Here is a 17770-nt window from a genome sequence, read left to right on the forward strand (position 1 = left end):
CCGGAGTACGGTCCTCCGGGGTGCCCGTCGGCCTGCGGTGGAACAATCCCTTTCATGGCGGAAATCATCCAGAAGGACGGCACCTGGGCCTTCGACGGCGACGCCCTGCGGCTGACCCCGGGACGCGACAAGAACGTCGGCCTGCTGCGCAAGACACTGGGTGAACTCGTCGTGCCGCTCGGCGCGTTGGCCGGGGTCTCGTTCGAGCAGGGACGGAAGTCGGGGCGGCTGCGGCTGCGGCTGCGCGACGGCGCCGACCCACTGCAGCACGCCACCGGCGGCCGGCTCGGCGAGCCGCACGATCCCTACCAGCTGCTCGTCGAGTCCGACCGCTACGGCGTCGCCGAGTACTTCACGGAAGAGGTCCGCAACGCGCTGCTGCTGGACCAGGTTCCGTCCGAGCCCGTGACCGGGTTCCTGCTGCCCGGCCCGTCCGTGCCGCTGTCGGTGTCCGCCGGGGACGGCACCGCGAGCTTCGACGGCGACCAGGTGCGCCTGGAGTGGAACTGGAAGACGGAGGACGCCAAGGCCGCGGCCGGCGTCCGCACCCTCGCCGTCTCCGACATCGCGGCCGTGGAGTGGCATCCGGCGGCCGGCCTGGAGAACGGCTATCTCCGCTTCACCGTGCGGAACGCGCCCACCAAGGCCCCGCCGAAGTACGACCCCAACTCCGTGGAGCTGTGGGGCTTCAAGAAGGACCCGCTGATGGCGCTGGTCGCGGCGGCCGTGCAGGCGCGGCTGCCGCATCCGGGCGCGGCCGCCGTCACGGACGTACGGCCGCCGGGACCCGAAGTGCCGCGACAGCTCGCGCCCGCCGCCGAGGACGGGCATGACGCGCTGCTGCGGCGGCTGCGCGAGCTCGGCGAGCTGCACCGCACGGGCGTCCTCACGGAGGAGGAGTTCACGATGGCCAAGCAGGCGATCCTCAAGCGGATGTGAGGACCGCCCGCCCGGCCCGGACTACTTCGCCTTGCGCGCCACCGTGAAGTGGTCGACCTGCTCGCCGCTCTCGGCGATGCCCCGCACCGTCAGGGTCGCGGTACGGCCCTTGGCGGCCGGGGTGACGTCGACCCGCAGGAAGGAGTAGTCGAGGTAGCGCACGCGCGACCAGGCGACCGTCTCGCTCTGCTTGCCGTCCTTGAGGCAGACGAACGAGCTGACCGCCTCGTTGTCCTTCTCGTGGCCCTCGTAGGACTGGTCGGCGCTGAACGCGTACAGGCTGCGGCCGGCCGCGCCCGCGGTGACGTAGACCACGCCGTCCGTCTCCGGGTAGGCGGTGCCGCCGATCTCCAGCTTCTTGGCGACCGCGCCCGCCTTGATGACGTCCGTGCGCTCGTAGACGTGGTTGTGGCCGTTGATCACGAGGTCCACGGTGTACTTCTCGAACAGCGGCACCCACTCCTGTCGCACGCCCCCCTCCGAGGCGTGCGCCGTGGAGGTGCAGTACGCGCAGTGGTGGAAGAAGACGACGACGAAGTCGACGTCCTTCGACGCGCGGAACTTCTTCAGCTGCGCCTCGAGCCACTTGGTCTGGGTGCCGCCGGAGATGCCGAGGTTGGCGGGGATCTCGAAGGAGATGTCGTTGGCGTCCAGCGAGATGACGGCCGTGTTGCCGTAGACGAAGGAGTAGACGCCGGGCAGGTTCGTCTTGTCCGGGCCGTTGTCCGGCAGGTTCCAGCGGGCTTCCTCGCCGCCGTAGCCGTTGGGCGAGTACCAGGCCTCCATGTCGTGGTTGCCGTAGGCGGGCATCCACGGGATCTGCTTGGCGACCGACTCCGTCTGGTACAGGAACTGGTCCCACACGCGCGAGTCGAAGCCGGTGTCGGCGGTCTTGCCGGCGCCGGACGGGTCGGCGTAGGCGATGTCGCCGGCGTGCAGGTGGAAGGCCGGGTTCTGGCCGAGGATCAGGCTGTCGTTGGCGAGGCCGTGGTAGCTGACGCCCTGGTCGCCGAAGGCGGTGAAGGTGAAGGGCGCCTTGTTCGCGGGCGCGGTGGTGAAGGTGCCGAGGGTGCCGAGCAGGTGCGGGGCGGCCGGGTCGAAGCCCGCGTGGCCGACGCCGTAGTAGTAGGTCTTGCCGGGCTTGAGGTGCGTGAGCTTGACGTGCAGGTAGTACTGGGTGTGGTCGGCGCTCGCGCCGACGCCGGCCGGGGTGTAGAGGGTGCGGACCTCGGCCTCTATCTTGCGGGAGAGGTCCCAGGGGTGGGCGCCGATGCGGATGAACGGCTTCTTGACGGCGACCGGGACCTGCCACGAGACGGTGATCTCGGTGCGCGGGTCGTTGCCGTAGGCGAGGTGGCGGCCGAAGGGGGCGACGAGGGCGCCGTCGACCGTCTCGGCCGCGGGGGCGGTCGCCTGGGTCGGCACGGCGGCCTGGGCGGTGGCACCCGTCACGAACGCGCCACCCGCGACGGCGCCCAGCGTGACCGCGCCGCCTCTGATCATCGTGCGCCGGGAGAATCTGGCGCGCAGGTATTCGTGCTGCTCGGCCATGCTCATGCGCTCGGCCAGCTGCTCGGGTACTCCCATGCGAGGAATGTCCATGGCGTCTGAAACTCGTCTCCCAAGGCAACGGACCGCAGGCCACAGGATGGACAGCCAGCGAACAGCGCCTCATGAGAGGTTCAACAGGCCGTTGCCCGGAATCGGGCAGGATTCTTGCGAAACTGCCGCCGGTACCCCAGGATCTACCGGGTGCACGACGAACTTGTTGATCACCTGACGCGGTCCACGACCCTCACCCGGGGCGAGGCGCTGCGGGTGATCCAGGACGTGCTCGCCTACTTCGACGAGACGACCGAGGACTTCGTCCGTCGCCGCCACCGCGAGCTCCAGGCCCAGGGCCTGGTGAACGCGACGATCTTCGAACGGATCGAGGCGGACCTGAAATACCGCGCGGTGGCGCCGCCGGAGCTCTCGCTCAGGCAGCTGCGCCGCATGGTCTACGGCTGACCATCAAAGCTGAGGAATACCCATACATGTGCGGAATTGTCGGATACATCGGGAAGCGTGACGTCGCCCCTCTGCTCCTGGAAGGCCTGCAGCGCCTGGAGTACCGCGGCTACGACTCCGCGGGCATAGTCGTCACCTCCCCGAAGACGGCCGGCCTGAAGATGGTCAAGGCCAAGGGCCGCGTCCGTGACCTCGAGGCCAAGGTCCCGGCGCGCTTCAAGGGCACCACCGGCATCGCCCACACCCGCTGGGCCACCCACGGCGCCCCGTCCGACGTCAACGCGCACCCGCACATGTCGGCCGACAGCAAGGTCGCGGTCGTCCACAACGGCATCATCGACAACGCCTCCGACCTGCGGAAGAAGCTCGAGGCCGACGGCGTCGAGTTCCTCTCCGAGACCGACACCGAGGTGCTCACCCACCTCATCGCGCGCTCCCAGCAGGAGAAGCTGGAGGACAAGGTCCGCGAGGCGCTGCGGGTCGTCGAGGGCACCTACGGCATCGCCGTGATGCACGCCGACTTCGCCGACCGCATCGTGGTGGCCCGCAACGGCTCCCCGGTCGTCCTCGGCATCGGTGAGAAGGAGATGTTCGTCGCCTCCGACGTGGCCGCGCTGGTCGCCCACACCCGGCAGATAGTGACGCTGGACGACGGCGAGATGGCCACCCTCAAGGCGGACGACTTCCGTACGTACACCACCGAGGGCACCCGCACGACCGCCGAGCCGACCACCGTGGAGTGGGAGGCCGAGTCGTACGACATGGGCGGCCACGACACGTACATGCACAAGGAGATCTTCGAGCAGGCCGACGCCGTGGACCGCGTGCTGCGCGGCCGCATCGACGACCGGTTCTCGACGGTCCACCTCGGCGGCCTGAACCTGGACGCCCGCGAGGCGCGTGCCGTGCGCCGCGTGAAGATCCTCGGCTGCGGCACCTCGTACCACGCGGGCATGATCGGCGCCCAGATGATCGAGGAGCTGGCCCGGATCCCCGCCGACGCCGAGCCGGCCTCCGAGTTCCGCTACCGCAACGCCGTCGTCGACCCCGACACGCTGTACATCGCCGTCTCGCAGTCCGGTGAGACGTACGACGTGCTGGCGGCCGTCCAGGAACTGAAGCGCAAGGGCGCACGGGTGCTGGGCGTCGTCAACGTCGTGGGCTCGGCGATCGCCCGCGAGGCGGACGGCGGCGTCTACGTCCACGCCGGCCCCGAGGTCTGCGTGGTCTCCACCAAGTGCTTCACGAACACCACGGTCGCCTTCGCGCTGCTCGCGCTGCACCTGGGCCGCACCCGCGACCTGTCGGTGCGCGACGGCAAGCGGATCATCGAGGGTCTGCGCCGGCTGCCGGCCCAGATCTCCGAGATCCTGAAGCAGGAGGAGGAGATCAAGAAGCTGGCCGAGCAGTACGCCGAGGCCCGCTCGATGCTCTTCATCGGCCGCGTCCGGGGCTACCCGGTGGCCCGTGAGGCCTCCCTGAAGCTCAAGGAGGTCTCCTACATCCACGCGGAGGCCTACCCGGCCTCCGAGCTCAAGCACGGCCCCCTCGCCCTGATCGAGCCCGCCCTCCCGACGGTCGCGATCGTCCCGGACGACGACCTGCTGGAGAAGAACCGCGCGGCCCTGGAGGAGATCAAGGCCCGCAGCGGCCAGATCCTCGCGGTCGCGCACCGGGAGCAGGAGAAGGCCGACCAGACGATCGTCGTGCCGAAGAACGAGGACGAGCTGGACCCGATCCTCATGGGCATCCCGCTCCAGCTCCTCGCCTACCACACGGCGAAGGCCCTGGGCCGGGACATCGACAAGCCCAGGAACCTCGCCAAGTCGGTAACGGTCGAGTAGGCGTTTTCACGAACAGGACGACACCCCACGTGTGCCACCCGCACGTGGGGTGCCGTCTCTGTCGCCGGGGGTCGCCCAACCCCCGGCCGGCGCAGCTCAACCGGTGGCCGTCACCCCCCGGCCGGCGGCGCGTCGCGGGAGTGCGGTGGGCCAGTGGGCCAGCGCCGCCGTCGCCGCGTACCAGGCCACCGCTCCGGCGGCCACGGCGAACCAGCCGCCGGCCTTGGTCAGGCTGCCGCTGTCCGCGAAGGCGGCTATGGCCAGCAGCAGGAGCGAGACGAAGAACAGCCCGTAGGTGCCCTGGCCGAGCTGGTCGCCGCCCGCCAGGGCCAGGCTGAGCGCCACCAGGGCGAACAGGAGCAGGAACAGCCCCGCGGCGTTGTCGGAGACCTGGGCGCCTGCCGAGACGGCCCAGGTGAACCAGAGCGCGCCGAGTACCGCGTAGGCCGTGCCGTTGGCCGTGTCACGGTCGCGCAGGGCGAGCAGTCCGGCGACGAACAGCGCGACACCGCCCACGTAGTGGGCGAGGGACACGGCGTCCGCCGCCGTCACGCCGTCGATCACGTCCGTGTATCCGAGCCCGAACGCCAACAGGGTTATCCCCAGGGCGAGTCGGCCGACGATCGTGGTGGTGCTTCCCGCAGAGACGTCGTTGTCCACGGCGGGCTCCCTTCATGCATGTGCAGTTGTACGGTGAGCGATATATGCCCTTCACAAAGGCACAAACACTTCTACGCGCGAGTAGATTTACGCGGCGCACAAAGGGAGTTGACGCTGCCCAGCAGGCATCTCGCCCAGGACAAGGGCGAGTTACGGAATGACGACGACGGGCCGCTTGGCCCGCTTGGCGAGCCGCCCGGCGACGGACCCGAAGATCCGCCCGACGATGCCGTGCGTCGATCCGACGACGATCGCGTCGGCCTCGTACTCCCGCCCCACCTCTTCGAGTTCGTGGCAGATGTCGCCACCGCGCTCGACCAGGATCCAGGGCACCTCGGCAAGATACTCCGCGCAGGCGAGCTCGAGACCGAGGACCTCGGTCCGGTGATCCGGTACGTCGACGAAGACCGGCGGCTCGCAGCCGGCCCACACGGTGGTGGGCAGCCGGTTGGCGACATGGACGATGATCAGGCCCGACCCGGAGCGGTGGGCCATGCCGATCGCGTACGCGAGGGCACGCTCACTGGACGTGGAGCCGTCGAAGCCGACGACCACTCCATGTTTGAAGGCGGGGTCGCACGAGTGGCGTGACTCTTCCGCCGCCAGGGGCTCGGCCGCCGTGGGGTCGGCGACGGGCCGCTTGCGGTCCGCGGGTTCGAAGAATTCGTGAGCGGCCATGGATGTCTCGGCGTTCGGTCCTCGTGGGTGGGGACGACGGGCTGCGGCGGAGGCGTGTCCGGGAATCATCTTCCCAACCCCATACCCCCAAGGGTACGGCGGCACGCCTCCTTCGCCCAGATCCCGCGCAAGGTTCCTGGGGGTTCCCCGGAGCATGCACGAGGGGACGCCCGTAACGCAATGGTTGCTGCCCCGTACAGGCGGTTTGCACGGGATTCACTTACCCGCCCGTGGTGACCGACCGCTCGAACAAGCGTTGAACCCCCGTGAACGACCGCCACAGGGAGCACGCCATGTCCGCACCTCGCACCGGCCCCGAGGCACCACGCACCACCCCGCCGACGCCGGACACGGCGACCGACGTGGTCCGTTGGGCGGCCTTCAGCTGTGTGCTGGTCCCGGTGGTACTCCTCTGGTACGGCTCCTCGCTCGCCGGCGCCGCCGGTACGGCCTTCGGTCTCGCGGCCGTCACGGCCGTGTGCCGGGTCCTGCTGCGCCGGTCCGAGCAGGGCGCGGCCCGGCTGCGCGCCGAGGAGGGGGCGCCGCCCGCACCCCCACGCGGCCGCCATCACAGGGCCGGAACGGGGGCGCACAGGGGCGGGCGGCACTCTGGCGGGAGTACACCGGTCGACTGACCGGTTTTTATGCACGCGCCCGCTTCTTTTCAGCCAACTTCTCACCTCTGTGCATCGCATGCCGGAACCACCCCCCACCCCCCGTTCGACCTGCACGGAAAGGGCCTCGAAGGCCCCGCGCACCCTATGGGGATTGGCCACCGCGACGAGGCGCACTTCCCTGCACGGCCCACTAGTGCAACGCTTCGTGATCGAATGCTTCACGCCAAGTTGCCATGTCGACAATGTGCCGGATGGTGAACTGGTCACGCCGGCACCACGCGACACAGTAGATTCGATCTTGACTGTCTTACGGCGGGGGACTCGTGCAGGACCGAGGGGAAACGTGCAGGAGCGACACAACCGAGGAGCCGCGACCACCGAGGGGGGCTTAGCAGTATGAGCCACGACTCCGCTGCCGCGCCGGAAGCCGCGGCCCGGAAGCTTTCCGGGCGACGCCGCAAGGAGATCGTTGCGGTGCTGCTGTTCAGCGGCGGCCCCATCTTCGAGAGTTCCATACCGCTGTCGGTGTTCGGGATCGACCGCCAGGACGCCGGCGTGCCGCGCTACCGACTGCTGGTGAGCGCCGGCGAGGAAGGCCCGCTGCGGACCACGGGGGGCCTGGAACTCACCGCACCACATGGCCTGGAGGCGATCTCCCGGGCAGGCACGGTGGTCGTGCCCGCCTGGCGTTCGATCACCTCGCCGCCGCCGGAGGACGCGCTCGACGCACTGCGCCGGGCGCACGAGGAAGGCGCCCGCATAGTCGGGCTGTGCACCGGCGCCTTCGTGCTGGCGGCCGCGGGCCTGCTGGACGGCCGTCCGGCGACCACGCACTGGATGTACGCGCCGACGCTGGCCAAGCGCTATCCGTCGGTGCACGTCGATCCACGCGAGCTGTTCGTGGACGACGGAGACGTCCTGACATCGGCGGGCACGGCGGCCGGAATCGATCTCTGTCTGCACATCGTGCGGACGGACCACGGCAACGAGGCGGCCGGTGCGCTGGCCCGTCGCCTGGTGGTCCCCCCGCGCCGCAGCGGCGGTCAGGAGCGCTACCTCGACAGGTCTTTACCCGAGGAGATCGGCGCCGACCCGCTCGCCGAGGTCGTCGCCTGGGCGCTGGAGCACCTCCACGAGCAGTTCGACGTGGAGACCCTCGCCGCGCGCGCGTACATGAGCCGACGCACCTTCGACCGCCGTTTCCGCTCGCTCACCGGAAGCGCTCCCCTGCAGTGGCTGATCACTCAGCGCGTGCTGCAGGCGCAGCGTCTGCTGGAGACGTCGGACTACTCGGTGGACGAGGTCGCGGGCCGCTGCGGCTTCCGCTCGCCGGTGGCGCTGCGCGGGCACTTCCGCCGCCAGCTGGGCTCGTCGCCGGCCGCGTACCGGGCCGCGTACCGGGCGCGCCGCCCGCAGAGCGAGAAGCCGGTGGAGAGCGAGGGCCCGACGGCACCGATCCAGGCGGGTCCGCCGCCCGGGCTGCACCCGGAGGGCGGCCCGCTCCCGCTCCAGACGCGCCGCTCGCCCGCGGCACTGGCCGCGTCGGCGTCCGGGTCCGGGGACAACGGGCGGGACTCGTACATGCCGAGCCGGGCGAGCCTGCCCGGGCAGCGGAGCGCTCCGTGACGCAATGAACGGTACGGGGCGGCCGGGACCGGGTTTTCCGGTTGCCGGCCGCCCCTTTCCCGTTCCGGTCGGCGACCTTCTGCCCCCGCGGTGGTGCGGGCCCGGTGCCGTCCCCCGCTCACAAGGTCAACGCACGATCGGTTCAGCCCGTGGCGGTGCGCCGTAAGGTTAGACATATGAACGATCGCATGGTGTGGATCGACTGCGAGATGACCGGCCTCTCGCTGTCCGACGACGCTCTCATCGAGGTGGCCGCCCTCGTCACCGACTCCGAGCTCAACGTGCTCGGCGAAGGTGTGGACATCGTCATCCGTCCGCCGGACTCCGCGCTGGAGACGATGCCGGAGGTGGTGCGCCAGATGCACACCGCGTCCGGTCTGCTCGACGAGCTGGCGGGCGGCACGACGCTGGCGGACGCCGAGGCACAGGTCCTGGCGTATGTGCGCGAGCACGTCAAGGAACCCGGCAAGGCGCCGCTGTGCGGCAACTCGGTCGGCACCGACCGCGGCTTCCTCCTGCGCGACATGCCGACGCTGGAGGACTACCTCCACTACCGGATCGTGGACGTCAGCTCGGTGAAGGAGCTGGCCCGGCGTTGGTACCCGCGGGCCTACTTCAACAGCCCCGAGAAGAACGGCAACCATCGCGCCCTCGCCGACATCCGCGAGTCCATCGCGGAGCTGCGCTACTACCGCGAGGCCATCTTCGTCCCCCAGCCCGGCCCCGACTCGGACACCGCGAAGACGATCGCGGCGAAGCACGTCCTGCCTGCTCAGCAGGCTTAAGAGGGTCCCGCGAAGGGGCGCCGTAAAAGCCGTGCGCGAGCACCCCTTCGGACCCTGTACACTTTTTCTCGGCCGGTCGGGGAAACCGAAAAGTCAACCGCCGGTCCATGGTGGGTGTAGCTCAGCTGGTAGAGCACCTGGTTGTGGTCCAGGATGCCGCGGGTTCGAGTCCCGTCACTCACCCTGAGTGGTCAGCCGGTGATCTCCGTACGGAGGTCACCGGCTGACTCGTTTTCGGGAGGCCGAACCGCCGTGCACACCGAGCCCATCAGCACCGCCCGCCTCGAACTCCTCCCCCTGCGCGTCGAGCACGCCGGGGAGATGGCCGAGGTTCTGTCCGATCCGGCCCTGCACACCTTCATCGGCGGCTCGCCCGACTCCCCCGAGGCCCTGCGGGCCCGCTACGAACGTCTCGTCGCCGGCTCCCCCGACCCGTCCGTCACCTGGTGCAACTGGGTGCTGCGGCAGCGCGGGGCCCCCTGTCTCGTCGGCACCGTCCAGGCCACGGTCGGGCAGCACGTCACGGAGATCGCCTGGGTCGTCGGCACGCCCTGGCAGGGCCGCGGGTACGCCTCCGAGGCCGCGCGGGGACTCGTCGCGTGGCTGCGTGAGTCGTCCGTCCCCACGATCGTCGCCCACATCCACCCCGCCCACCGGGCCTCCGCCGCCGTCGCGGCGGCAGCCGGGCTCGCCCCGACGGACGAGGAACAGGACGGCGAGACCCGGTGGCGCCTAGGCCCCGTAGGCCCCGCCCCCGTCCCCGGCCCGACAGGCCCCTGACGTCATCTCCTCCACGTCCAGCGGCGGATCGCCGGCCCCCGCCGTCACGAGGACGCCCGAGCCACCAGTTCCGCCGGCAGGACCACCTGGCGACGCTCCAGGCCGCGGGAGGCCGGCGGGCGGCGGTCGGCGATCTCGTTGAGGAGCAGGTCGATCATGGCCCGGCCCATCTCCTGTATGGGCTGGCGGACGCTGGTGAGAGGCGGATCCATGTGACGGGCGATGGCCGAGTCGTCGTAGCCGACGAGTGCCACGTCGTCCGGGATGCGCCGGCCCGCCTCGCGCAACGCCTGGCGGGCGCCCGCCGCCGTCACGTCCGAGCCCGCGAAGACCGCGTCCACCTCGGGGCGGCGGGCGAGGAGGGCGGCCATCGCGCGGCGGCCGCCCTCCTCGGTGAAGTCGCCCGCCTCGATGAGGCCTTCGTCCGGGTCGTGGCCCGCGTCGCGCAGGGCGTCGCGGTAGCCGTCGATACGCCGCTGGGCGCCGTACACGTCGAGGCGGCCGGTGATGTGGGCCACGTGGCCGCGCCCCCGGGACAACAGGTGCTCCACGGCCGAGCGGGCGCCGCCGTAGTTGTCGGAGTCGACCGACGTCAGCGTCTCCGCCGCCGAGCGCGGGCCGCTGATCACCGCCGGGATCTCCAACTGGGCGAGGAGGTCGGGCAGCGGGTCGTCGGCGTGGACCGAGACCAGGAGGACGCCGTCCACGCGGTGCGCCGCCAGGTACTCCGCCAGGCGGCGGCGCTCCCGGTCGTTGCCCGCGAAGATCAGCAGCAACTGCATCTCCGTCTCCGACAGTTCGGACCCGACGCCGCGCAGCATGTCCGAGAAGTACGGCTCCGCGAAGAAGCGGGTCTCGGGCTCGGGGACGACCAGGGCGATCGCGTCCGTACGGTTGGCGGCGAGGGCACGGGCCGCGGTGTTGGGGACGTAGCCGAGTTCCGCGACCGCCGCCTCGACGGCGGCGCGGGTCGCGTCGCTGACCCGGGGCGAGCCGTTGATCACCCGGGAGACCGTGCCGCGGCCGACACCGGCACGCGCGGCGACCTCTTCGAGGGTCGGCCGGCCACCGCTCCGGCTCCGCGCTCCATGGCTTGCCATTGGCTCCGCCTCCCGTAAAACCCCACGTTGGCCTGGAATCTAACAGTCCTGCCCGAGACGAACAGTCCCGCCCGAGGTGACGGCCGTGTTACGGGAACGCGACCTCCCCGCCCACCGGCTGGGAACCTCAGAGTCCAGTTAACAGCCTGATAACTGAACGCATCTCTCCGCGTCGACTCCCTTGACACCCCCGCACAGACCGACGACTCTTCAACACATCACTTGTGGGAGCGCTCCCACGGTACCTGACACATACACATCCCGCACGTTCCCCGCCCGAGCCGCAGCGAGAAACAACGGGCGCCACCAATGCAGTTGGCCGGGGGGTCGGCACGTCAGGGCAACAGGAGGACTCAATGCGAGCACGTACCCGAACCGCCCGCCGGGCGGTAGTCCTCGCGGCTGTCGCGTCGCTGGGCGCCGGGCTGCTGGCCGGCTGTGCCGACGACGGCGGCGACGGCGGCGACTCGTCCGGCGGGTCGTCGGCCGGCGGCGGCAAGGGCAAGACCACGATCACGATGGGTCTTTTCGGTACGCAGGGCTTCAAGGAAGCCGGTCTCTACACCGAGTACGAGAAGCTCCACCCCGAGATCAAGATCGCCGAGAACGTCACCGAACGAAACGAGAACTACTACCCGGCGCTCATCAACCACCTCACCACCAACAGCGGCCTGCAGGACGTACAGGCCATCGAAGTGGGCAACATCGCCGAGGTCGTGTCCACGCAGGCGAGCAAGTTCGTGGACATGTCGAAGGTCTCGGGCGTGGACAAGGGCAACTGGCTGGGCTGGAAGTGGTCGCAGGCCACGACGAAGGACGGCCAGACGATCGGTCTCGGCACCGACGTCGGTCCGATGGCCATCTGCTACCGCAAGGACCTCTTCCAGGCGGCCGGTCTGCCCACCGACCGCACCGAGGTCGGCAAGCTGTGGGCGGGCGACTGGAACAAGTTCATCTCGGTCGGCGAGCAGTACAAGAAGAAGGCCAAGGGCACCGCCTTCATGGACTCCCCCGGCGGTCTGATCAACGCCATCCTCAGCAGCCAGAAGGAGAAGTTCTACGACTCCTCCGGCGAGATCATCTACAAGAAGAACCCGGCCGTGAAGGCCGCCTTCGACCTGACCGCGAAGGCCGCCGAGGAGGGCCTGGTCCAGTCCCAGACGCAGTTCCAGCCGGCCTGGGACCAGACGATCGCGAACAGCAAGTTCGCCACCGTCGCCTGCCCGCCGTGGATGCTCGGCTACCTCAAGGGCAAGTCGAAGCCGGAGTCCGCGGGCAAGTGGGACGTGGCCGTGGCGCCCAAGTCCGGCAACTGGGGTGGCACCTTCCTGGGCGTGCCGAAGAGCGGCAAGCACGTGAAGGAGGCCGAGGCGTTCATCACCTGGCTGACCGCGCCCGCGCAGCAGGCGAAGCTGTTCAACGTGCAGGGCTCCTTCCCGAGCGCGCCGAGCGCGTACACCCTGCCCGAAGTGACCGGCGCCAAGAACGACATGACCGGTGACTCCCCGATCGGCACGATCTTCTCCGCGGCCGCCAAGAGCTCCCCGGAGCAGGTGATCGGCCCGAAGGACCAGATCATCCAGCAGGGTCTGACCGACAACGGCGTCATCCTCGTGACGAAGGGCAAGTCGCCGGAGGAGGCCTGGAAGACGGCGACGAAGACCATCGACAACAACCTGGACAAGTGACCCGTATGGCAACCCGCCACGACACCGCCGCGCCCCCCGCCAAGGAGGGGGGCGCGGCCCCGGGCCGCCCGCCCGTGGAAGCCGCGGAGGCGGAGAAGCGGCGCCGGGCCCGGCTGTCCCGCCGCTGGCAGCGGGACATGCGCTGGAGCCCGTACGCCTTCGTCTCGCCGTTCTTCCTGCTGTTCCTCGCCTTCGGCCTGTTCCCGCTGATCTACACGGGCTGGGCGTCGCTGCACCAGGTGGAGATGACCGCGCCCACCGACATGACCTGGGTGGGGCTGCGCAACTACACGCGCATCTTCGACGACGAGTTCTTCTGGAACGCGGCGAAGAACACCCTGACCATCGGCATCATCTCTACGGTCCCGCAGCTGCTGATGGCGATGGGGCTCGCCCACATCCTCAACTACAAGCTGCGTGCCTCGACCTTCTACCGGGTCGCGATGCTCGCCCCGTACGCGACCTCGATCGCCGCCGCCTCGCTGGTGTTCGTCCTGCTCTTCGGGCGCGACTACGGAATGATCAACTGGGCGCTGCACTTCGTGGGCATCGATGCCATCGACTGGCAGTCCGAGAAGTGGCCGTCGCAGATAGCCGTCTCGTCGATCGTCATCTGGCGCTGGACCGGCTACAACGCGCTGATCTACCTGGCCGCGATGCAGGCGATCCCGCAGGACCTGTACGAGTCGGCGGCACTGGACGGCGCCAACCGCTGGCGGCAGTTCCTCCATGTGACGCTGCCGTCGCTGCGCCCGACGATCCTGTTCACGGTGGTCGTCTCGACGATCGGCGCCAGCCAGGTCTTCGGTGAGCCGCTCCTCTTCGACGCCAACAAGGGCGCGTCGGGCGGCGCGGAGCACCAGTTCCAGACGCTGGGCCTGTACCTGTACGAGCAGGGCTGGGTGAACCAGCACCTGGGCCGGGCCTCGGCGATCGCCTGGACGATGTTCCTGATCCTGATCGTGATCGGCATCGTCAACTACGTCATCTCGCGCCGGCTGCGCGCCAGCAGTTAAGGAGAACCGGCCGTGACGACGACCCTGACGAAACCCCCGACCGACGCGGTGCCGGAGCCGCCCAAGCGCTCCCGGCTCCCCAAGTCGGCGCGCGCCGGCGGCACACTGCACGCCGGGCCGATCGCGTACATCATCCTCGCCCTGTTCACCATCGGCTCGCTGTTCCCGCTGGTGTGGACGGCGATCGCCGCCTCGCGCGACAACAACCGGCTGGCGCAGACGCCGCCGCCGTTCTGGTTCGGCTCGAACCTCTTCCACAACCTGGACGTCGCCTGGAACGACGCCAATCTCGGCAAGGCGTTCGTCAATACGACGATCGTGGCGGGGACGTCGGCGGTGACCATCGTCTTCCTCTCCACGATCGCCGGTTTCGCCTTCGCCAAGCTGCGGTTCCGTGGCCGCGGCGCGATGATGCTGATCGTGATCGGCACGATGATGGTGCCGCCGCAGCTGAGCATCATCCCGCTGTACATGATGGTCGCCAAGCTGGAGTGGACCGACCAGTTGCAGGCGGTGATCCTTCCGTCGCTGGTCAGCGCGTTCGGTGTGTTCTTCATGCGGCAGTACCTCACGCAGGCGCTGCCGGACGAGATCATCGAGGCGGCCCGGGTGGACGGCGCGAGCAGCTGGCGCGTGGTGTGGCACGTGGTGTTCCCCGCGGCGCGCCCCGCGATGGCGGTGCTGGGCATGCTGATGTTCGTCCAGACGTGGAACGACTTCCTGTGGCCGTTCCTGGTGCTGAGCCAGACCGGCAACCCGACCGTGCAGGTCGCGGTCGCGGGCCTCGGCCGCGGGTACACACCCGACCAGTCCCTGATCATGGCGGGCGCGCTGCTGGGCACGCTGCCGCTGCTCCTGGTCTTCGCGATCTTCGGAAAGCAGATCGTCGGAGGCATCATGCAGGGCGCCGTCAAGGGCTGACACCCCGCTCAGGGGGCCGGGTCACCGCCGCCTCGGCCCCCTTTTCACTTCCCCTACCTCCGTCGGTCTCCCCGACCTCCAATGGGAGCGCTTCCATGCCTGAGCCCGTTACGCCCGAGACCTTTCCTCCCGCCTTCCTCTGGGGCGCCGCGACCTCCGCCTACCAGATCGAGGGGGCGGTGCGGGAGGGCGGCCGCACCCCCTCGATCTGGGACACCTTCAGCCATACGCCGGGCAAGACGGCCGGCGGCGATCACGGTGACATCGCTGTCGACCACTACCACCGCTTCCACGAGGACGTGGCGCTCATGGCCGACCTCGGCCTGAACGCCTACCGCTTCTCGATCTCCTGGTCGCGGGTGCAGCCGACGGGCCGGGGCCCGGCCGTCCAGGTCGGCCTGGACTTCTACCGCCGCCTGGTCGACGACCTGCTCGCGCACGGCATCAAGCCGGCCGTCACCCTCTACCACTGGGACCTGCCGCAGGAGTTGGAGGACGCGGGCGGCTGGCCGGAGCGCGACACGGCGCTGCGCTTCGCCGAGTACGCACAGATCGTCGGCGAGGCGCTCGGCGACCGCGTGGAGCAGTGGATCACGCTCAACGAGCCGTGGTGCAGCGCGTTCCTGGGCTACGGCTCCGGCGTGCACGCCCCCGGCCGCACGGACCCGGAGGCCTCCCTCCGTGCCGCCCACCACCTGAACCTGGCGCACGGCCTGGGCACGACGGCGCTCCGCTCGGTGATGCCGGCCCGCAACTCGGTCGCGCTCAGCCTCAACTCCTCGGTGGTCAGGCCCCTTACGCAGGACCCGGCGGACCTGGCCGCGGCCCGTCGCATCGACGACCTCGCCAACGGCGTCTTCCACGGCCCGATCCTGCACGGCGCGTACCCGGAGAGCCTGTTCGCGGCGACGGCATCGGTCACGGACTGGTCGTACGTCCTCGACGGGGACGTACAGACGATCAACCAGCCCCTGGACGCGCTGGGTCTGAACTACTACACGCCCACGCTGGTGTCGGCGGCGCAGCCGACGGGGCGGGCCTCGCGGGCGGACGGTCACGGGGCCAGCGAGCACTCCCCCTGGCCGGCCGCCGAAGACATCGACTTCCACCAGACCCCGGGCGAGCGCACCGAGATGGGCTGGACGATCGACCCGACGGGCCTGCACGACCTGATCATGCGCTACACGCGGGAGGCCCCGGGCCTGCCCCTGTACGTGACGGAGAACGGCGCGGCCTACGACGACAAGCCCGACCCCGAGGGCCGCGTCCACGACCCCGAGCGGATCGCGTATCTGCACGGCCACCTCTCGGCGGTCCGCCGCGCCATCGCCGACGGCGCCGACGTCCGGGGCTACTACCTGTGGTCCCTGCTGGACAACTTCGAGTGGGCGTACGGCTACGAAAAGCGCTTCGGCGCGGTGTACGTGGACTACGCGACGCTGGCCCGTACGCCGAAGTCGAGCGCGCTGTGGTACGGGGAGGCGGCTCGGGCGGGGGCACTGCCGGGGGTGGAGAGCGCCTGATTGCCGGGGGGCGAGGCGGGGCGCGGCACGGGCGAGGGGGCGTGCCGCGCCCCGCTTCCTGGGGGGTGGCGCTCAGTTGTACGCGCTGAACGCCTTCGAGAACGCGAAGTCGTCCTGGACGATCGAGCTGCAGGTGGCGTCCGCGTAGTTCTTCGCGCCGCCCGCGCACTGTTTGTCGCGGGTGGCGGACCACATGGAGAGCCAGCCGAGGCCCTTGGACTTGGCGAAGTCGACCAGCTGGGTGGCGTCGTCGACCTTGAAGATCTCGGACGCGACGTCGTTGACGCCGAGCATCGGGGTGACGGCGACCGTCTTCCAGGCCGCGCTGTCGGAGAGGCCGAGGACGCTCTTGACCTGGGCCTGGGTGGCGGTGGCGGCCTGCTCGGCGTAGGTGCCCATGTCGCCGCTGTAGGAGGCTCCGTAGTCCATCGCCATGATGTTGACGGTGTTGATCGCGACGCCGTTCTGCTTGGCGTTGGACAGCAGGTTCACGCCGTCCTGGGTGAGGCCCTCCGGCATGACCGGGAGGGTGAAGGAGACGTCCAGGTTCGGGTGCTGCCGCTGGAGCTTGGCTATCGCCTGCGCGCGGCGGGTGTTCGCCGCGGTGTCGGGCAGCGCGCCGCCCTCGACGTCGAAGTCGACCTTGGTGAGGTCGTAGGCGTCCACGGCCTTGCCGTACGCCGTCGCCAGCGCGTCCGCCGAGGAGCAGGTGGTGGCCAGTTCGGAGCCGGAGGCGCCGCCGAAGGAGACGCGGACGTCGCCGCCCTTGGCGCGGAGCGCGCCTGTCTGCGCGGCGACCGCGTCACTCGCCAGGTCGGTCACGCCGCCCCACTTCGGGGTGCAGCCGCCGCCGTCGGTGACGAAGGCGAGGTTGTAGTTCTTCACGCCGGTCGCGGTGGCGCTCGCGAGCAGGTCGAAGGCCGGGTAGAGGGATGTGTCGACGTACGGGGCGAAGCCGGCCGTTGTCGTCGTGCCGGTGCCGGTGCTCTGTGACGGGGACACCGTCGCGGTCGGTGTGGCCGTCGGGGTGGGGGTCGCCGACTGACCGGGGGTCGTCGGGGTGGGGGTCGCCGGCTCCGTCGGGCGGCCGCTCGGCTCCGGTGTCGCGCCGTCGTCCGCGGAGCACTTCGCCTCGTCGATGAGACAGCCCGTCGGGTCGCCGGTGCCGTTGACGACGAACCCGACGGTGACCGACTCGCCGGCGGCCAGCCCGTCCGTGTCCCAGTGCGGCGGCTTCACCGTGACGTGCTGTCCGCTGACGCTCGACTCGCCGTTCCAGAGGGAGCTGAGCTTCGTGCCCGAGGGCAGGTCGAACTCCAGGGTCCAGTCCTTCTCCGCCTGCCCGCTGTTGTTGGTGACGACGTACTGCGCGGTGTAGCCCGTCGACCAGTCGCTGGTCCTGGTGTACGCGGCGCCGACGCCGGCCGCCTGCGCGGTGCCGGTGAGGACGATCGCGCCGCCGCCGACCACGGCCGCGGCGACCACTCCGCCGATCGCCCTGTTCCTGCCACTGACCCTGCGCCGGTGCGTGCTCATCACGTGCCTGCCTTCGCTGCTCACGGGGGTTCCCAGACCGAGGAGAC

16 protein-coding genes and 1 tRNA gene are annotated in these 17770 nt (G+C 70.0%); 12 read left to right on the forward strand and 5 right to left on the reverse strand.

The genetic code is table 11. The features are described 5' to 3' along the window. The first annotated feature begins 54 nt into the window (after positions 1–54). A complete protein-coding gene (locus ACFY16_RS02380; RefSeq protein WP_390645194.1) occupies positions 55–939 on the forward strand; it encodes a DUF4429 domain-containing protein in 885 nt (294 codons plus the stop codon). Positions 940–960: 21 nt separating this feature from the next. On the opposite strand, the gene ACFY16_RS02385 is transcribed toward ACFY16_RS02380, so the two are convergent. Further along, a complete protein-coding gene (locus tag ACFY16_RS02385; RefSeq protein ID WP_390645195.1) occupies positions 961–2526 on the reverse strand; it encodes a fibronectin type III domain-containing protein in 1566 nt (521 codons plus the stop codon). Positions 2527–2691: 165 nt separating this feature from the next. Here ACFY16_RS02385 and ACFY16_RS02390 point away from each other — a divergent pair, with 165 nt between their 5' ends. Next, positions 2692–2949 carry a hypothetical protein gene (locus ACFY16_RS02390; protein ID WP_390645196.1) on the forward strand — a complete coding sequence of 86 codons (258 nt, stop codon included), beginning with the start codon at positions 2692–2694 and terminating at the stop codon, positions 2947–2949. A gap of 26 nt (positions 2950–2975) precedes the next feature. Continuing rightward, the gene (gene glmS / locus ACFY16_RS02395) at positions 2976–4793 is read left to right on the forward strand and encodes a glutamine--fructose-6-phosphate transaminase (isomerizing) (protein ID WP_390645197.1); all 1818 of its coding nucleotides are present in this window, start codon (positions 2976–2978) and stop codon (positions 4791–4793) included. 96 nt (positions 4794–4889) lie between these two features. On the opposite strand, the gene ACFY16_RS02400 is transcribed toward glmS, so the two are convergent. Together ACFY16_RS02400 and ACFY16_RS02405 are read right to left on the reverse strand one after the other, a co-directional pair. Continuing rightward, positions 4890–5453 carry a GPR1/FUN34/YaaH family transporter gene (locus ACFY16_RS02400; protein WP_390645198.1) on the reverse strand — a complete coding sequence of 188 codons (564 nt, stop codon included), beginning with the start codon at positions 5451–5453 and terminating at the stop codon, positions 4890–4892. 150 nt (positions 5454–5603) lie between these two features. Continuing rightward, the gene (locus ACFY16_RS02405) at positions 5604–6131 is read right to left on the reverse strand and encodes a universal stress protein (protein WP_390645199.1); all 528 of its coding nucleotides are present in this window, start codon (positions 6129–6131) and stop codon (positions 5604–5606) included. 293 nt (positions 6132–6424) lie between these two features. Here ACFY16_RS02405 and ACFY16_RS02410 point away from each other — a divergent pair, with 293 nt between their 5' ends. The 5 genes from ACFY16_RS02410 to ACFY16_RS02430 all read left to right on the forward strand — a co-directional run bounded on the left by ACFY16_RS02410 (position 6425) and on the right by ACFY16_RS02430 (position 9939). Next, positions 6425–6766, forward strand: a complete 342-nt coding sequence (locus ACFY16_RS02410) for a hypothetical protein (RefSeq protein WP_390645200.1) — start codon at positions 6425–6427, stop codon at positions 6764–6766. 378 nt (positions 6767–7144) lie between these two features. Further along, positions 7145–8374, forward strand: a complete 1230-nt coding sequence (locus ACFY16_RS02415) for a helix-turn-helix domain-containing protein (RefSeq protein ID WP_390645201.1) — start codon at positions 7145–7147, stop codon at positions 8372–8374. A gap of 176 nt (positions 8375–8550) precedes the next feature. Continuing rightward, on the forward strand, positions 8551–9159 hold the full coding sequence (orn, locus tag ACFY16_RS02420) for an oligoribonuclease (protein ID WP_390645202.1): 609 nt from the start codon (positions 8551–8553) through the stop codon (positions 9157–9159). 110 nt (positions 9160–9269) lie between these two features. After that, positions 9270–9342, forward strand: a tRNA-His gene (locus ACFY16_RS02425). Positions 9343–9411: 69 nt separating this feature from the next. Then, positions 9412–9939, forward strand: a complete 528-nt coding sequence (locus ACFY16_RS02430; RefSeq protein WP_390645203.1) for a GNAT family N-acetyltransferase — start codon at positions 9412–9414, stop codon at positions 9937–9939. Positions 9940–9983: 44 nt separating this feature from the next. Here ACFY16_RS02430 and ACFY16_RS02435 read toward each other — a convergent pair whose 3' ends face one another. Then, positions 9984–11039 (reverse strand): LacI family DNA-binding transcriptional regulator, encoded by a 1056-nt coding sequence (locus tag ACFY16_RS02435; protein WP_390645204.1) that lies wholly within the window; start codon positions 11037–11039, stop codon positions 9984–9986. 356 nt (positions 11040–11395) lie between these two features. Here ACFY16_RS02435 and ACFY16_RS02440 point away from each other — a divergent pair, with 356 nt between their 5' ends. The 4 genes from ACFY16_RS02440 to ACFY16_RS02455 all read left to right on the forward strand — a co-directional run bounded on the left by ACFY16_RS02440 (position 11396) and on the right by ACFY16_RS02455 (position 16187). Beyond that, entirely contained in the window at positions 11396–12727 is a 1332-nt protein-coding gene (locus tag ACFY16_RS02440; protein WP_390645205.1) for an ABC transporter substrate-binding protein, read from the forward strand. A 5-nt stretch (positions 12728–12732) separates the two neighbouring features. Beyond that, positions 12733–13743 (forward strand): carbohydrate ABC transporter permease, encoded by a 1011-nt coding sequence (locus ACFY16_RS02445; RefSeq protein WP_390646078.1) that lies wholly within the window; start codon positions 12733–12735, stop codon positions 13741–13743. Between the two features lie 12 nt (positions 13744–13755). Beyond that, entirely contained in the window at positions 13756–14664 is a 909-nt protein-coding gene (locus ACFY16_RS02450) for a carbohydrate ABC transporter permease (RefSeq protein WP_390645206.1), read from the forward strand. Positions 14665–14759: 95 nt separating this feature from the next. After that, positions 14760–16187, forward strand: a complete 1428-nt coding sequence (locus ACFY16_RS02455; RefSeq protein WP_390645207.1) for a GH1 family beta-glucosidase — start codon at positions 14760–14762, stop codon at positions 16185–16187. 72 nt (positions 16188–16259) lie between these two features. Here ACFY16_RS02455 and ACFY16_RS02460 read toward each other — a convergent pair whose 3' ends face one another. Beyond that, on the reverse strand, positions 16260–17723 hold the full coding sequence (locus ACFY16_RS02460) for a cellulose binding domain-containing protein (RefSeq protein ID WP_390645208.1): 1464 nt from the start codon (positions 17721–17723) through the stop codon (positions 16260–16262). Between the last annotated feature and the right edge of the window lie 47 nt (positions 17724–17770).

This window comes from Streptomyces sp. NPDC001315 (genome assembly GCF_042896175.1).
In the GTDB taxonomy this organism is placed as follows: Bacteria; Actinomycetota; Actinomycetes; order Streptomycetales; family Streptomycetaceae; genus Streptomyces.